Below are 12,811 nucleotides of genomic sequence, written 5' to 3' on the forward strand. Positions count from 1 at the left end.
AACCTATTTCAAAAAGAAAACGACGATTCCCATTGAATACTACATCCACATATAGATATATTTTTTTCTTACTATCCTTTTTAGTCACCTCCTCGTGCAGTATAAAAAAATATATTCCCGAAGGCGAAACCCTTTACACAGGGGCTGAAATAGAGACTACTTTAGAAGAGAATGCCAAGGATATCAAAATCGATGCATTGAACGCGGAGCTGAATACCCTTCTACGGCCCGAGCCCAATTCCAAAATTATAGGCATGCGGTTGGGGCTTTACTATCACTACAAGGCACAACGCGAAAAACCGGGCTTTATCAACAAATGGCTCAACAAGAAAATAGGGGAGGAGCCGGTCTATTTTTCGGAAGTCGATCCCCAGCGGGTCGAAGAACTGATCTTGAACCGTATGGACAATCGAGGATTTTTCTACGGCAAGGCCAATTCGGAAATCGACAGCACGAGAAAGTTTGCCGGTGTAAAATATACGGTCGATGTGCCCCAACCCTATACCCTCGAAAAATTCGAGTTGGAAAAAGATTCGCTGCCCATCTACGATGAGATACAGGATTTGCTATCGGAGACCAGAATTAAACCGGGCGACCGATTCGATTTGCAATTGATGAAATTCGAACGCGAACGTATCGATGTCGCGATGAAGCAACGGGGGTATTATAATTTCAATCCCGATTTTCTCATTTTCGAGGCCGATACCAACCGCTATGACAACAAAAAGTTCGACCTTTTTCTACGATTGAAAGAGGGTACGCCGAGCCGCTCGGTGATTCCGTATACTATCGATTCCATTACAGTGCATCCCAATTATAGTATTGGTAGCGACACCTTGACGCGGGTTTCCGATACCGTTAACGGCATCAACTTCGTACAGCGGGAAGAATTTTTCAAGCCCAAAAAACTCGAACCTTACATCCTCTTCGAAAAAGGGCAGAACTACAATTCGCAGACCGCCCGTTTGACCAGTAACCGTTTGTCGTCAATCGGCAGCTATAAATTTGTGAATACCCGCTTTAGCGAAAAGGATACCGTGGCGAACGAAAACGGTAATGGCCTACTCGATGCCGATATCTTTCTATCCCCATTGAACAAACGATCCCTGCGCGCCGAGCTGCAGGCGGTAAGTAAATCGAACGGATTTGCGGGGCCCGGTGTTGCGTTGACCTATAACAACCGCAATTTTTTTCGTGGCGGGGAGACCTTTAGCCTTAGTGGCAATTTTTCGTACGAGACCCAAATTTCGGCCGGAAGCAATTCCGGTCTGAGCAGTATCGCAGGCGGATTGAGGGCCGATTTGGTGATTCCCAGGCTGGTGCCCTTTTCCCCTAGCCGTTTTAAGTATTCCGTACCCAAGACCAAGATCAGTTTGGGCGGCGATATTTTGAAACGCAGTAAATTGTATACTCTTACCTCGGTGAATTCAACCTTTGGATACACATGGAACGCCAATAAATACGTTTACCACGAATTGAATCCCATTAATTTGACCTATGTAAACCTGGCGAATACTACCGCGGAATTCGATAGTATTTTGGCTAAAAATCCCTTTCTACGGCAAAGTTTCCAACAGCAGTTTATAGCTAGTCTTAACTACGGCTTTACCTATAACGAACTGGCCGATGAGGAGAAGTCGAATCCCTTCTTTTTTTCCACAAATCTCGACATTGCGGGTAATCTATTGAGCTTGGTGAGCGGCAACAAGAACACCGTTTTCGGATTGGAATACGCCCAATACGCCAAATTGGATGTCGATTTGCGCTACTATTTCAAATGGGGCAAGGAACAGGCCTTTATCACCCGGGTCTACGCCGGATGGGGCATTCCGTACGGCAACTCGTCGACCCTGCCCTTTGTGAAGCAATTTTTTTCAGGCGGACCTTACAGTGTTCGGGCATTTAAGATCCGATCTTTGGGGCCGGGCACTTTTTCTTCCGAAGGCGATGGAACCACCTCGTTCTTCGACCAATCGGGCAACCTGAAGTTGGAAGCGAACCTAGAATATCGCTTTCCGATTATTTCCTACCTGAAAGGAGCATTCTTCGCCGATGCCGGCAATGTGTGGCTGACCAATAAACTCGATATCTCTGATGACGAGCCGCAGGCCACGCAGGATTTCAACCAAGAACTATCCACCAAGGGACAGTTCGGGAAAGATTGGACGAAGCAATTGGGAATCGGGGTAGGCTTCGGACTGCGCGTTGACATTCAAAGTTTTGTCATCCGTTTGGATCTCGCCTCCCCGATTCAGATACCTTATCTGCCCGAGGGCGAAAGGATACGCACTCCATTTTTTGATGGGGGCAGCAATAATTTGGTGTTCAATTTTGCGATTGGGTATCCGTTTTGACGGTGGCGACTGGCAGGGCGTGGTCTTGTAGCGACCTTATTGTAGGTCTTTCAACCTAACTTGCCGCGCACCACTTCCTCCATATACTCCATCTCATCCAAAGTCTTCCGCGTAAAATCAAAAAGGCTCAAACATCGGTCAAGATTTTGATTTTCGTAGGCCACCTTGTAATAGATGTTGCCGTTGAGGTAATCGGTCAGGGCACGGATTCCATGTAGAAAGGGCATTAGAACCGCACCCCAGGGCATCGTCTCTGTCTCCTTTTTTGAGAACATCGATTTATTTACGGCTAAACCATCCACAAAAGCTTCAAAGAGCTCCTTTTCAAAAGTGATTTTGCTATGATCTTTTTCGTCTTCGGGAGCAGTATTGACTATGGTACGGACGGCATCCCCGAAATCGAACAGAAAGCGGCCGGTCATCAAAGTATCGAGATCGATTAGGCACAGGGCTTTGCCGGTCTCCCTGGAAAAAAGGATATTGTTGAGCTTGGTATCGTTATGGCAGATACGGACCGGTTGTGCCGAGGGATTTATTTTCTCCAAAACAGACAGAATTTCATGCGTAAAATCGATTGCCGATTTCGCAACTTCTTTTTTCTTGGTGGCAGCGGTGGTAAGAGCGGTTTCGAATTGCTGTTTTCTCAGTTCAAGGTCATGAAACCTGGGAATCGTATCCACGTAATTCTCGGCATCCTCATTTTCCAGAAGTAAATGGAACTTGCCGATGATGCGTCCCGCTTCAAAAGCGATTTTGGGGTCTGAGGTCGTATTGTGGGCCGTACTCTCGTCGATATAGGTCATCATCCGCCAATAGTCCGAGCTGTCGCTATGGAGTTCCAAATACTCCTTTCCGGCTTTGGTTTCGACCAAGTTGATTTTACTGTAATCGGGTGCCGTTAAATTCCTAAGGGCATGATTAATGTTATTCATCACCCCTGAGATATTCTTGAACACCTTATGGTTGACCCGCTGCAATATATAGCGGGGGGCACTGTCTTCGAACACCAAAAAGGTGTCGTTGATATAACCATCGGTCAGGGGGTTGAACGTATATTCTTTTTCCGCAACGGAAAAATAGGCCAAAATGGCGTTCAGGTCGCGGTCGGAATAGTTTTTCATTTCCAAAGCGGTGAATCATACTTGCCGGCTTCCGTTTTTTCCTGAAGGATGGCCACGGCATTTTCACGATCGCTCGAATAGGTAACGCCGAACCAATCGCCTTCGGAGGGTACTACCTTCACTTCGATTTCTCCCGCTTGCAGCATTTCTTGAATGGTCTTGGGGATGTAAAGCTCGCTTTTCATGCCCAACTCTTTATCGGCAAGGAAGGTTCGGAACTCGCTCTCTATTTTTTCGAAAATCGAGGGTTTGCAGATCCAAAAGTTCATGCTTACGTGCTCGTCGCCGGAGTAGGAGTTTCCTGAATCGAGATCCTTGACCTTGTCGCCGTCCGGTTCCAGTTTTAGGCGTTCGTCTACCGATAGAAGGTTGTCACCCTCTACTTGGCAAACGCCACGGGATACCGAGCCATGCGTTGAAAGCGTATCCCTCAACATATAGCCCACAAGGGCAAAGGTATTGTCATTGCGGTGCGCCCGAATAAAATCGGCGGCATTTTTGTAGGCGGACTGTCCATAGAAATCGTCGGCATTGATGACGGCAAAGGGGCCATCGATGACGTTTCGTGCCGTCCACACGGCGTGTGCGGTGCCCCATGGTTTTTGGCGTTCGCCCGAAAAAGAGGTTCCGTGGGGAAGGTCGGTCAGTTTTTGCACCAAGACATCCAATTTGATGTTGGCAGGTAACCTTTTGCGGAGGTGGTCGTCGAGAAATTTTTGGTTTTCTTCTTTGGTAATGACCACGATATGGTCAAAGCCATTATTTAGGGCGTCGCTGATACCGAATTCCATTAAGAATTCCCCTCTGGGACCCAAGTCATCGAATTGCTTCAATTTTCCATATCGGCTACCGCTTCCCGCGGCCATTAGAAGTAAGGTCATGTATTCCTATTTTTTTGGATGAGGCAAAAATAAGGTTTTGCGGGTAAAATTCTTCCCCCCGAGCGATTATTTGGTATTATCCCTATAAATTGGACGAACTACTGGAATTGATTTTATATTTTAGTTGTAAGTTATATCCGTTACCAAAATGCAAAAATCAATACAGCTACTGTTACTTCTGATTTCCCTTACCACCTTTGCCCAACAAGGTAGCAATATGCTATGTGTAGGCCGGTACTGGACCCCCGATGAAGCCAATTTGCAAATGAAAGCGTTTGCCGCACAATGGAACGATAGGGCTTCTTGGGAAACGAGGACGGAAAAAATACGGGCTGTAATGCGGGAGGGGATGCAATGGGATAAGATGCCCGATATCGCAGGAAACTTTAATCCCATCGTTCATAGCACCCGAGAAATGGACGGCTATATCGTTGAAAACATAGCCATCGAAAGTTTCCCCGGTTTCTACATTACCGGAAATTTATACCGGCCGACCGAGTCCAAGGGAAAACAGGCGGCCATCTTGAGTCCACATGGGCATCTGCAAGACAAACGTCTGCTCGAAGACGTACAGACCCGCTGTGCCGTTTTCGCAAGAATGGGTGCCGTGGTGTTCGCCTATGATATGGTAGGTAGGGGAGAAAGTCTACAGGTAACCCATACGATTCCTATTGCCATGTTTCTTCAGACCTACAACAGCAAAAGGGTGCTGGACTATCTGCTCTCACGCCCTGACGTCGATTCCGAAAGGGTCGGAATGACTGGAGGCTCCGGCGGGGCCACCCAGACCTTTATGTTGACCGCGCTCGACGATAGAATTACGGCATCCGCTCCGGCCGTACAGGTGTCCGCCCACTTTTTCGGCGGCTGTGTCTGTGAAAGCGGCATGCCCGTGCACAAATCCACCAATTTTCAGACCAACAATGTGGAAATTGCCGCCCTGGCCGCTCCGAGGCCTATGATATTGGTTTCCGATGGCGGTGACTGGACGCGAAACACGCCTAGAATCGAGTATCCATACATTCAAAGTGTGTATGCGCTTTACGACGCAGAGCACAAGGTCGAAAATGTGCACCTTCCGGCCGAGCGGCACGATTACCGGTATTCGAAGAGGGCGCCGGTCTATAATTTTTTTGCAGAATATCTACAGCTGAACGGCGGAGCCATACCTTATGAAGATGGCTATAAAGAGGATTTTGTTACGATATTACCGAAAAACGAACTTAAAGTTTTTAACGACGAACACCCGTTACCGGCCAATGCGTTACAGGGCGATGATGCCGTTATGGCCTATTTGAAGTTGGATTAAAAAATGGTATCATGGCGTACAGCGAAAGATTGGCCGAAAGAATTAGAAAAGCGTTAACCCATTTACCGATCAAGGAGAAAAAAATGTTTGGAAGCCTCGCCTTTATGGTTAACGGAAAAATGTGCCTGACCGCTGGTCCGGAAAGAATGATGTGCCGTATAGACCCAGATCTGCATGAACGGGAGGTCAAGAGGCACGGCTGCAATACCGTAATAATGGGAGGCCGGGAATACAAGGGTTACATACACATACAGGAAGAGAATTTAAAGTCCGAAAAGGATTTTGACCATTGGGTTCGCCTTGCGTTGGAGTTTAATGAAAAATTGACATCCAGCTGATTGGCTAAGCTATCGCCGCGACTTTTCCGTACTTGTTTAAATAATCCATGGGCGTCATGTCCGTAATCTTTCGGAACACGTCCCTGAAGGCTTTGGGGTCGGCATAACCCACTTCGTACATGACTTCGTTGACTGTCTTTCGACCTTTTTCGAGTTCTTTTTTTGCTGCTTCCACCTTTACCCTTTGGTGGTACTCGCCTATGGTATTGGCGGTCGCTTTTTTAAAGCGTCGCTCGAAAGTGCGTCGACTTACCGCCATTTCTTTGCAAAGTTCGTCTACCGTTATTCTATCGTTAAAATGCTGCTCAATATGCTCCTGCGCTTTTAAGACTGCTTTGTCCTTATGTGATTTTTGTCCGGAAAAAATCATGAAAGGCGACTGGCTGCTCCTGTCGATATCGATCATAAAGCCTTTGGCCGCAATTACTGCTGTATCCCTTCCTGCATATTTTTCAATGAGGTATAGGATGAGGTTGGTAAAGGAATAGGCACCGCCACTGGTGTAGATACCATCTGCTTCGGTCAGTATTTTATCGTCCTTCAGATCCGCTTTCGGATATTTTTTTCGGAATTCGTTCGCGAATTGCCAATGGGTGGAACAACATTTGCCGTCTAGAAGTCCCGTTTCCGCAAGAAAAAAGGAGGCTACACACAGGCTTACAATTTCCGCCCCTTCCTTATATTGGTCCACGATCCAAGGAAGAAATTCCGAATTGTTTTTGAGGTTTTCTTCAAAATTCCCATGGATGGCGGGTATGATGATAAGGTCGGTTTTATTTAGATTTGAAATAAGCTGATCAGGGTTTACAGTAAAAAATCCGTGGGACTGTTCAGTCTGTTTTTCGAGTCCCACCAAGTGGATATCGAACAGTGCTTCCTTTCCGGTCTGTTCGAAAAATTCATTGACCCATGAAAACATTTGGTGGGTGCCACCAATATTCACAACACTGGTATGGCCTTTGGGCACGAGAATGGATACATGTTTCATGCGAATTATTTTTTTGTCATTCCCGCACAGGGGTATCTTTTTAATTTAGCTAATATAATCAAAGCATCTGTCGCAATCAACCCGTGACATTGACGGAAACACCCCTTTGCAATACCAAATAACCGGTTTATCTTTGAGAAGGCCTTAAAAACGTGCCATTCTCGAATTCGATAAAAAAGGAACAACGTACCATGAAAAGTGGGAACTCAAGAAAAACGGCAAATGGCATCCGTTGTGTGAACGAAAAGCTGCGAAAATTTAAATCCATATTATGAAAACAGTTTGGTTAAACCTTCCCGTAAAAAACCTCAAAAAATCAAAGACCTTTTTTAAGGCCATCGGTTTCCGTGAAAACCCCATGCACGAAAAAGCAGAACATTTGGCCGGTTTCCTTATCGGGGAAAACAACTTTGTGATGATGCTCTTTCCCGAAGAAAGTTTTAGATCCTTTTCTGCAAACGAAATTGCCAACACCGCAAAGGGCACGGAAGTCCTAATAAATATTGATGCGCAAAGCAAAGCGGAAGTCGATGAAATGGCGGAAACCGTTCGAAAGGCAGGTGGCAAGGTATTTGCTGAACCCGGGGAAAGCCAAGGCTGGATGTACGCCTTCGGTTTCGAAGATCTTGACGGGCATCGTTGGAGCATGCTTTATATGGATATGGACAAGATGCCAAAAGCGTAAAGGACCTGCAAGGTGTTCCCCTCCACAGGTGGGCTCGTTGTAGGTCTGGCCGAGGGAAGACGGGACGAGCATTAAAATTCAACAGATTCCCGCCTTTGTGGGAATGACTTTTAAATAAGAATAATCATGAGAAATTCAAATGCATCAGTTTGGTTCGAAATCTATGTAGACGATATCGAGAGGGCCTCAAAATTTTATGAAACCGTTTTTGACGTGAAATTGGAAGAATTGCCCAATCCCGGTGATGACCCCACACAAATGAGAAGCTTCCCGGGCGACATGGAGAAATATGGGGCCAACGGCGCCCTGGTTAAAATGGAAGGCAAAAAAGCAGGCGGTAACGGCACGCTTATTTACTTTGGTACCGAAGATTGTACTACGGAAGAAAATCGAGTGGAAAAAGCCGGGGGTAAAATCTTTAAGCCAAAAATGTCCATCGGGGAGTTCGGGTTTATCTCCCTGTTTTATGATACCGAGGGCAATATGATCGGCGTACAGTCGATGAAATAATTTTTTATATTGTTGAACATATTGGTAAAAAATCATACGATGACAAAAATTGACCCAATAAATAGCCGTAAAGGATGTAGAAGCCAGTTCTAACTGGTATCAATAAGTATTTGGTTGCAGAAGTATGCACGGGGGAAAAGAATTCGATATCCTAGTCTCGAAGTATGATGAAGTTTTGATCTGTCTTCACAAATGGGGAGCACACGAGCATCCTACAATGAAAGATTCCGGTATTACTGCCGGTAATGGTCTGATTCTTTACTTTAGAACCGAAAATATGGGCAATATTAGACAAAATGTAGAAAAAATTAGCTGCTCCATCGAAGAAGACATCCACAATAATCCAAACTCCACGAAAAAGGAATTTTCACTTAGAGATCCGGACGGGTATTATTTGACCATAACTGAATTTCATAAGTATAAGGGGTAAAAGGGAATCGTACTACTAGTTCATTAAAAAGGAAGTATAACATGAAAAAAGATATTAGCGCTTTCTTTGAAGACCCCAGTAAATGGCAAAAGGAGTATACATTACTTCGAATGATAATTCTTGACTGTGGTTTGAAGGAAGAATTTAAATGGGGGAAACCCTGTTACACTTTTCAGGACAGCAATATTGTGCTTATTCACGGATTTAAGGACTATTGTGCATTGCTATTCCACAAAGGTGCCTTGCTAAAAGATACTGAAGATCTATTAATACAACAAACAAAAAATGTGCAGGCTGCACGGCAAATCCGATTTACGGGTGTCGAGGAAATCGAAAAAAGCAAAGACATTTTGAAGGCATACGTGTATGAGGCCACGGAGGCAGAAAAAGCAGGCTTGGAAGTTGAGATGAAAAACACTTCCGATTACGAGGTGCCGGAAGAATTTAAGAAGATCCTAAAGGAAAATAAGGATTTGAAAGTAGCCTTTCAAGAATTAACCTCGGGGCGGCAAAGGGGATACTTGCTGTATTTCTCCAACGCCAAACAATCGGATACCCGTAAACGTAGGATCGAGAAATACACACAGAAAATTCTCGATGGAAAGGGATTGAACGATTCGTGATTGTTGTCAGATGAAAACCCCGAACATGGCAATAGGAATCCTGGCCCCTAAACACTCCCGCCACCATCTGCTTCAGTTCGGGGCCTGATTTTTGAAAAACAATGCTTAAATTAGGGCTAGCATCCTAAAAATAGAGACTATGGACACATTACAACAATTAAAAGATGAGTTCACCTACGAGTACAATGTCACCAAAAATTTCTTCGACAAATATCCCGAAGGAGAAAACAACTATGCGCCGCATGAAAAAAGTATGAAGATGATTTCTTTGGTCACTCATATCGCGACTATTTTTGGATGGCCGGTTGTCATCTTGAATACCTCCGAACTGGATGTCACCGAAGCGCAAGCGGATAAAATCGAAAACAAAGCGCAGTTAAAATCGGTGTTGGATCAAGAATACAAGGCATCCTTATCGGCATTGGAACAGGCTTCGGAGTCGGACATCGAACCGAATTGGGCGCTCACTATGAACGGCCAGAAATTGATGGAATGGACAAAATACGGCGCCATTCGCCACGGACTCAACCAAATTAGCCATCACCGAGCCCAGTTGGGAGTGTACTATCGATTGTTGAATATTCCGGTACCTGCGAGTTATGGGCCCTCTGCCGATGACCAAGGCCTCTAAATGAACTCATTTAGACGTATTGTTTGGAACGGGGAATATCGGCTTTTGAGGTCAGATGAAGTCATTTTTTAACGGCATAGTAGGATTATGGTTTTCAAAAATGAGAAAATAGGGCCTCACAATGTGATATATGCAGGTAAAAGAATACGTCTAAACGACCTCACTGTAAACAAATTTCAAATGGATATAAAAAGTAAAATAATTACCGTAACAACGAGCGTCAAAGCTCCCGTAGAAAAAGTCTGGGAATTGTGGACAACTCCAGAACATATTAAAAACTGGAACAGGGCCAACGATGATTGGCATACGCCAAAAGCCGAAAATAATTTAAGAGCAGGGGGCAGGTTTGTTTCAAGAATGGAGGCCAAAGACGGTAGTATGGGCTTTGATTTCGGAGGAACTTATGATGAGATAAAAGCCAAGAAACTAATTTCATACACTTTGGATGATGGCAGAAAGGTCGAAGTCGTTTTTTTATCCGATGGAAATACGACCAAGATTACTGAAAATTTTGAGGCTGAAAGCACCAATCCCATAGAAATGCAGCAAGAGGGATGGCAAGCAATTTTGGACAATTTTAAAATATACGCAGAATCTAAAAGCTGATGAACGGCACCCCTACAACTATCGATTCGTATATTGCGGGCTTTCCGAAGGATGTTCAGACCGTTCTGAAAGAAATCAGAATGACCATTAAAAAAACGGCGCCCGAAGCGGAAGAAACCATCAGCTATGGCATGCCCGCTTTTAAGCTGAACGGCAAACCCCTCGTCTATTTGGCGGGCTACAAAAGCCATATCGGCTTTTACGCGACCCCTATGGGCCATGACAGATTTAAAAAAGAGCTATCTGGCTACAAACAAGGCAAAGGCTCGGTACAATTTCCTTTGGACGAACCTTTGCCGCTCGATTTGATAAGTAAAATCGTTGTTTTCCGGGTCGAGGAGAACTTGGCGAAAGATTCAAGAAAATAAATAGGATATTGTTTCTGGTTGACGAAATTGATCAGCTCATCACTTTTTGATTTCGATCCTACGAAAGGATGTATAAAAGATTTGAGCTTTCTAGGCACTAATTAATCTTTATTTACGTTGTCATTTCAAGTCGATATGCTAAGTGCTACGGGTTATCAATATTGACTTCTTTTGAATGCTGGATACGAATGAAGAAATAGCAAACAAAATTTTTCCATCTCCATAGCAATGTCAAATAAATAAGTTATTTATGAAAAAAATAATTGTCCCGGTCGATTTTTCCGAACAGTCCGAATTTGCTTTAGAAGCGGCGGCCCAACTTGCGGACAAGCACGGAGCTGAAATTTTTGCGCTACACATGCTTGAACTCTCAGATACGCTCACCAACTCAGATGATGCGTTACAACAACAACAGACCACTTTGTATTTAAAGGCCGCCGAGAAACGTTTTCACAACTTTTTGGACAAGCCCTATTTGAAGGGTATCCGATTGACACCTATCATAAAACATTTTAAGGTTTTTGATGAAATCAACGATGTGGCCCAAAAACATCAGGTCGATCTTGTCGTCATGGGCTCCCATGGTACGGACGGTCTGAACGAAATCTTTTTTGGGTCGAATGCCGAAAAGGTGGTACGGAATTCTGAGATTCCCGTTCTGGTCGTTAAAAATAGACAGCAGGACTTAAAAATGGAAAATATCGTTTTCGCTAGTGATTTTAAGGAAGAGAGTCTAGCGGCCTTCAGTAAGGCAAAGCATTTTGCCGATTCATTGTCCGCAAAATTGGACCTCGTCTACATCAACACGCCCGGCAACAGTTTTCTGAGCACGCAGGACGCTTACCATCGGATCAACCAATTTATTGCAAAGGTCAACGTTGGCCTTGAAGTCGAAATCTACTGTGATTATAGCGTGGAAGAAGGTATCATGAACTATAGTGCGGCGAACAATGCCGATGCGATAGCGATTTCGACCCATGGTAGAAAGGGGCTGACCCATTTTTTTATGGGAAGTATCGGGGAGGATGTAGCGAACCATTCTAATTTACCTGTGATTACCTTTAAGATCTAAATCCCGTCCTTGTCTCTCATTTCGAAAGCATAGGGAACAGCACTTTTATCTCTTCGTCGGAAGGTTGTTTTCCGTATTCGCAGACTTCGAAACCTTCGGCGTGCTTGACGGATGAAGCCTTGTCACCGTACCATTTTTTCAAACTTTCAATAGTCGCATCGTTCGGGGCATAGGTACGCCAATCGGTTAAGAATTGCAATCTATCCTTTTCGTCTTTGGGCACCTGGTTCAGCTTTCCGGACGTCCAGGGAAGCCATTCGAAGAATTGGGATTCATGTGCCGCCATGGCGTAAATTTTTTGGTCGAAGACTTCGTCGATATTAACTGCGATATCCGGCTCGAAGGGGCTAGGTTTTTGAAATCCATCCTCTGAATACAAAAAGACGGGATTTTTTTCAAGCGGCGGTACATCAGGTGCCACGTTGGGCACGATGACCATATAGGCTGCATCCTGAACCAAAATTCCGGTGTACCGATGGTCGGGGTGGTAGTCGTTCGGTCTCGGTGCGATAACGATATCAGCGTTCCATTTTCTGATTTCCCGAATGACTTTTAGGCGATTTTCCAAAGTAGGCATTAATTCGCCGTCATGGTTATCTAAAACGGTATATTCCACACCGAAACGTTTTCCAGCCTCTTTGGCTTCGGCAATCCTGATCTTGGCCAATTCGCCCCCACCTTTGTCCTGATGTCCTGCATCGCCATTGGTCAATGATACGAATTTAACATTGTGGCCCATTTTTGAAAATAATATGGCAGTACCACCAGCATCGTTGTCACAATCGTCGGGATGAGCCCCAAAAACGATAACATTGATTTTTTCCCCTTGGGAAAAACCCAAGGTCGTAAGGAGCGTAAGACAAAGAACAGGAAATAATCTTTTCATTTTCGGTTA

General features: G+C 44.8%; 15 protein-coding genes. 11 read left to right on the forward strand and 4 right to left on the reverse strand.

Annotated features, from left to right (window positions below; translation table 11 throughout):
• Positions 1-32: 32 nt before the first annotated feature.
• Entirely contained in the window at positions 33-2,354 is a 2,322-nt protein-coding gene (tamL, locus tag BLT07_RS05005) for a translocation and assembly module lipoprotein TamL (RefSeq protein ID WP_217633292.1), read from the forward strand.
• Between the two features lie 50 nt (positions 2,355-2,404).
• On the opposite strand, the gene BLT07_RS05010 is transcribed toward tamL, so the two are convergent.
• Positions 2,405-3,475, reverse strand: coding sequence for a phosphotransferase enzyme family protein (locus tag BLT07_RS05010; RefSeq protein ID WP_091866376.1), 1,071 nt, complete (start codon positions 3,473-3,475; stop codon positions 2,405-2,407).
• Positions 3,472-4,356, reverse strand: coding sequence for a nucleotidyltransferase family protein (locus tag BLT07_RS05015; RefSeq protein WP_091866378.1), 885 nt, complete (start codon positions 4,354-4,356; stop codon positions 3,472-3,474). The genes BLT07_RS05010 and BLT07_RS05015 overlap by 4 nt, the downstream gene beginning before the upstream one ends.
• Positions 4,357-4,504: 148 nt before the next feature.
• Between BLT07_RS05015 and BLT07_RS05020 the strand changes: the two genes are divergently transcribed.
• Both BLT07_RS05020 and BLT07_RS05025 read left to right on the forward strand, forming a co-directional pair.
• Entirely contained in the window at positions 4,505-5,665 is a 1,161-nt protein-coding gene (locus BLT07_RS05020) for an alpha/beta hydrolase family protein (RefSeq protein ID WP_091866380.1), read from the forward strand.
• Positions 5,666-5,676: 11 nt separating this feature from the next.
• Positions 5,677-6,003 carry a TfoX/Sxy family protein gene (locus BLT07_RS05025; protein ID WP_091866382.1) on the forward strand — a complete coding sequence of 109 codons (327 nt, stop codon included), beginning with the start codon at positions 5,677-5,679 and terminating at the stop codon, positions 6,001-6,003.
• A 4-nt stretch (positions 6,004-6,007) separates the two neighbouring features.
• Here the strand turns inward: BLT07_RS05025 and BLT07_RS05030 are convergent, their stop codons facing one another.
• Positions 6,008-6,991, reverse strand: a complete 984-nt coding sequence (locus tag BLT07_RS05030) for a GlxA family transcriptional regulator (protein WP_091866384.1) — start codon at positions 6,989-6,991, stop codon at positions 6,008-6,010.
• A 271-nt stretch (positions 6,992-7,262) separates the two neighbouring features.
• Between BLT07_RS05030 and BLT07_RS05035 the strand changes: the two genes are divergently transcribed.
• From BLT07_RS05035 to BLT07_RS05070, 8 genes are all read left to right on the forward strand, one after another.
• A complete protein-coding gene (locus BLT07_RS05035) occupies positions 7,263-7,676 on the forward strand; it encodes a VOC family protein (RefSeq protein ID WP_091866386.1) in 414 nt (137 codons plus the stop codon).
• 126 nt (positions 7,677-7,802) lie between these two features.
• Positions 7,803-8,186 (forward strand): VOC family protein, encoded by a 384-nt coding sequence (locus tag BLT07_RS05040; protein ID WP_091866388.1) that lies wholly within the window; start codon positions 7,803-7,805, stop codon positions 8,184-8,186.
• Between the two features lie 124 nt (positions 8,187-8,310).
• Positions 8,311-8,616, forward strand: a complete 306-nt coding sequence (locus tag BLT07_RS05045) for a glyoxalase (protein WP_245726454.1) — start codon at positions 8,311-8,313, stop codon at positions 8,614-8,616.
• 41 nt (positions 8,617-8,657) lie between these two features.
• Complete coding sequence (locus BLT07_RS05050) at positions 8,658-9,239, forward strand: YdeI/OmpD-associated family protein (RefSeq protein WP_091866390.1); 582 nt, start codon at positions 8,658-8,660, stop codon at positions 9,237-9,239.
• A 139-nt stretch (positions 9,240-9,378) separates the two neighbouring features.
• On the forward strand, positions 9,379-9,870 hold the full coding sequence (locus BLT07_RS05055; protein WP_091866392.1) for a DinB family protein: 492 nt from the start codon (positions 9,379-9,381) through the stop codon (positions 9,868-9,870).
• Positions 9,871-10,050: 180 nt separating this feature from the next.
• The gene (locus tag BLT07_RS05060) at positions 10,051-10,476 is read left to right on the forward strand and encodes an SRPBCC family protein (RefSeq protein ID WP_091866517.1); all 426 of its coding nucleotides are present in this window, start codon (positions 10,051-10,053) and stop codon (positions 10,474-10,476) included.
• On the forward strand, positions 10,476-10,844 hold the full coding sequence (locus tag BLT07_RS05065) for an iron chaperone (protein WP_091866394.1): 369 nt from the start codon (positions 10,476-10,478) through the stop codon (positions 10,842-10,844). Before BLT07_RS05060 ends, BLT07_RS05065 begins: the two co-directional genes overlap by 1 nt.
• Positions 10,845-11,094: 250 nt before the next feature.
• Complete coding sequence (locus BLT07_RS05070; protein ID WP_091866396.1) at positions 11,095-11,916, forward strand: universal stress protein; 822 nt, start codon at positions 11,095-11,097, stop codon at positions 11,914-11,916.
• 16 nt (positions 11,917-11,932) lie between these two features.
• Here BLT07_RS05070 and BLT07_RS05075 read toward each other — a convergent pair whose 3' ends face one another.
• Complete coding sequence (locus BLT07_RS05075) at positions 11,933-12,802, reverse strand: PIG-L deacetylase family protein (protein WP_091866398.1); 870 nt, start codon at positions 12,800-12,802, stop codon at positions 11,933-11,935.
• Between the last annotated feature and the right edge of the window lie 9 nt (positions 12,803-12,811).

Source organism: Pricia antarctica (assembly GCF_900101815.1).
Taxonomy (GTDB): Bacteria; Bacteroidota; Bacteroidia; order Flavobacteriales; family Flavobacteriaceae; genus Pricia; species Pricia antarctica.

Excerpts from the sequence above, each read along its gene's own strand:
- BLT07_RS05010 (WP_091866376.1), bottom strand. The coding sequence starts at position 3,475 with ATGAAAAACTATTCCGACCGCGACCTGAACGCCATTTTGGCCTATTTT.
- BLT07_RS05015 (WP_091866378.1), bottom strand. The coding sequence starts at position 4,356 with ATGACCTTACTTCTAATGGCCGCGGGAAGCGGTAGCCGATATGGAAAA.
- BLT07_RS05020 (WP_091866380.1), top strand. The coding sequence starts at position 4,505 with ATGCAAAAATCAATACAGCTACTGTTACTTCTGATTTCCCTTACCACC.
- BLT07_RS05025 (WP_091866382.1), top strand. The coding sequence starts at position 5,677 with ATGGCGTACAGCGAAAGATTGGCCGAAAGAATTAGAAAAGCGTTAACC.
- BLT07_RS05030 (WP_091866384.1), bottom strand. The coding sequence starts at position 6,991 with ATGAAACATGTATCCATTCTCGTGCCCAAAGGCCATACCAGTGTTGTG.
- BLT07_RS05035 (WP_091866386.1), top strand. The coding sequence starts at position 7,263 with ATGAAAACAGTTTGGTTAAACCTTCCCGTAAAAAACCTCAAAAAATCA.
- BLT07_RS05040 (WP_091866388.1), top strand. The coding sequence starts at position 7,803 with ATGAGAAATTCAAATGCATCAGTTTGGTTCGAAATCTATGTAGACGAT.
- BLT07_RS05045 (WP_245726454.1), top strand. The coding sequence starts at position 8,311 with ATGCACGGGGGAAAAGAATTCGATATCCTAGTCTCGAAGTATGATGAA.
- BLT07_RS05050 (WP_091866390.1), top strand. The coding sequence starts at position 8,658 with ATGAAAAAAGATATTAGCGCTTTCTTTGAAGACCCCAGTAAATGGCAA.
- BLT07_RS05055 (WP_091866392.1), top strand. The coding sequence starts at position 9,379 with ATGGACACATTACAACAATTAAAAGATGAGTTCACCTACGAGTACAAT.
- BLT07_RS05060 (WP_091866517.1), top strand. The coding sequence starts at position 10,051 with ATGGATATAAAAAGTAAAATAATTACCGTAACAACGAGCGTCAAAGCT.
- BLT07_RS05065 (WP_091866394.1), top strand. The coding sequence starts at position 10,476 with ATGAACGGCACCCCTACAACTATCGATTCGTATATTGCGGGCTTTCCG.
- BLT07_RS05070 (WP_091866396.1), top strand. The coding sequence starts at position 11,095 with ATGAAAAAAATAATTGTCCCGGTCGATTTTTCCGAACAGTCCGAATTT.
- BLT07_RS05075 (WP_091866398.1), bottom strand. The coding sequence starts at position 12,802 with ATGAAAAGATTATTTCCTGTTCTTTGTCTTACGCTCCTTACGACCTTG.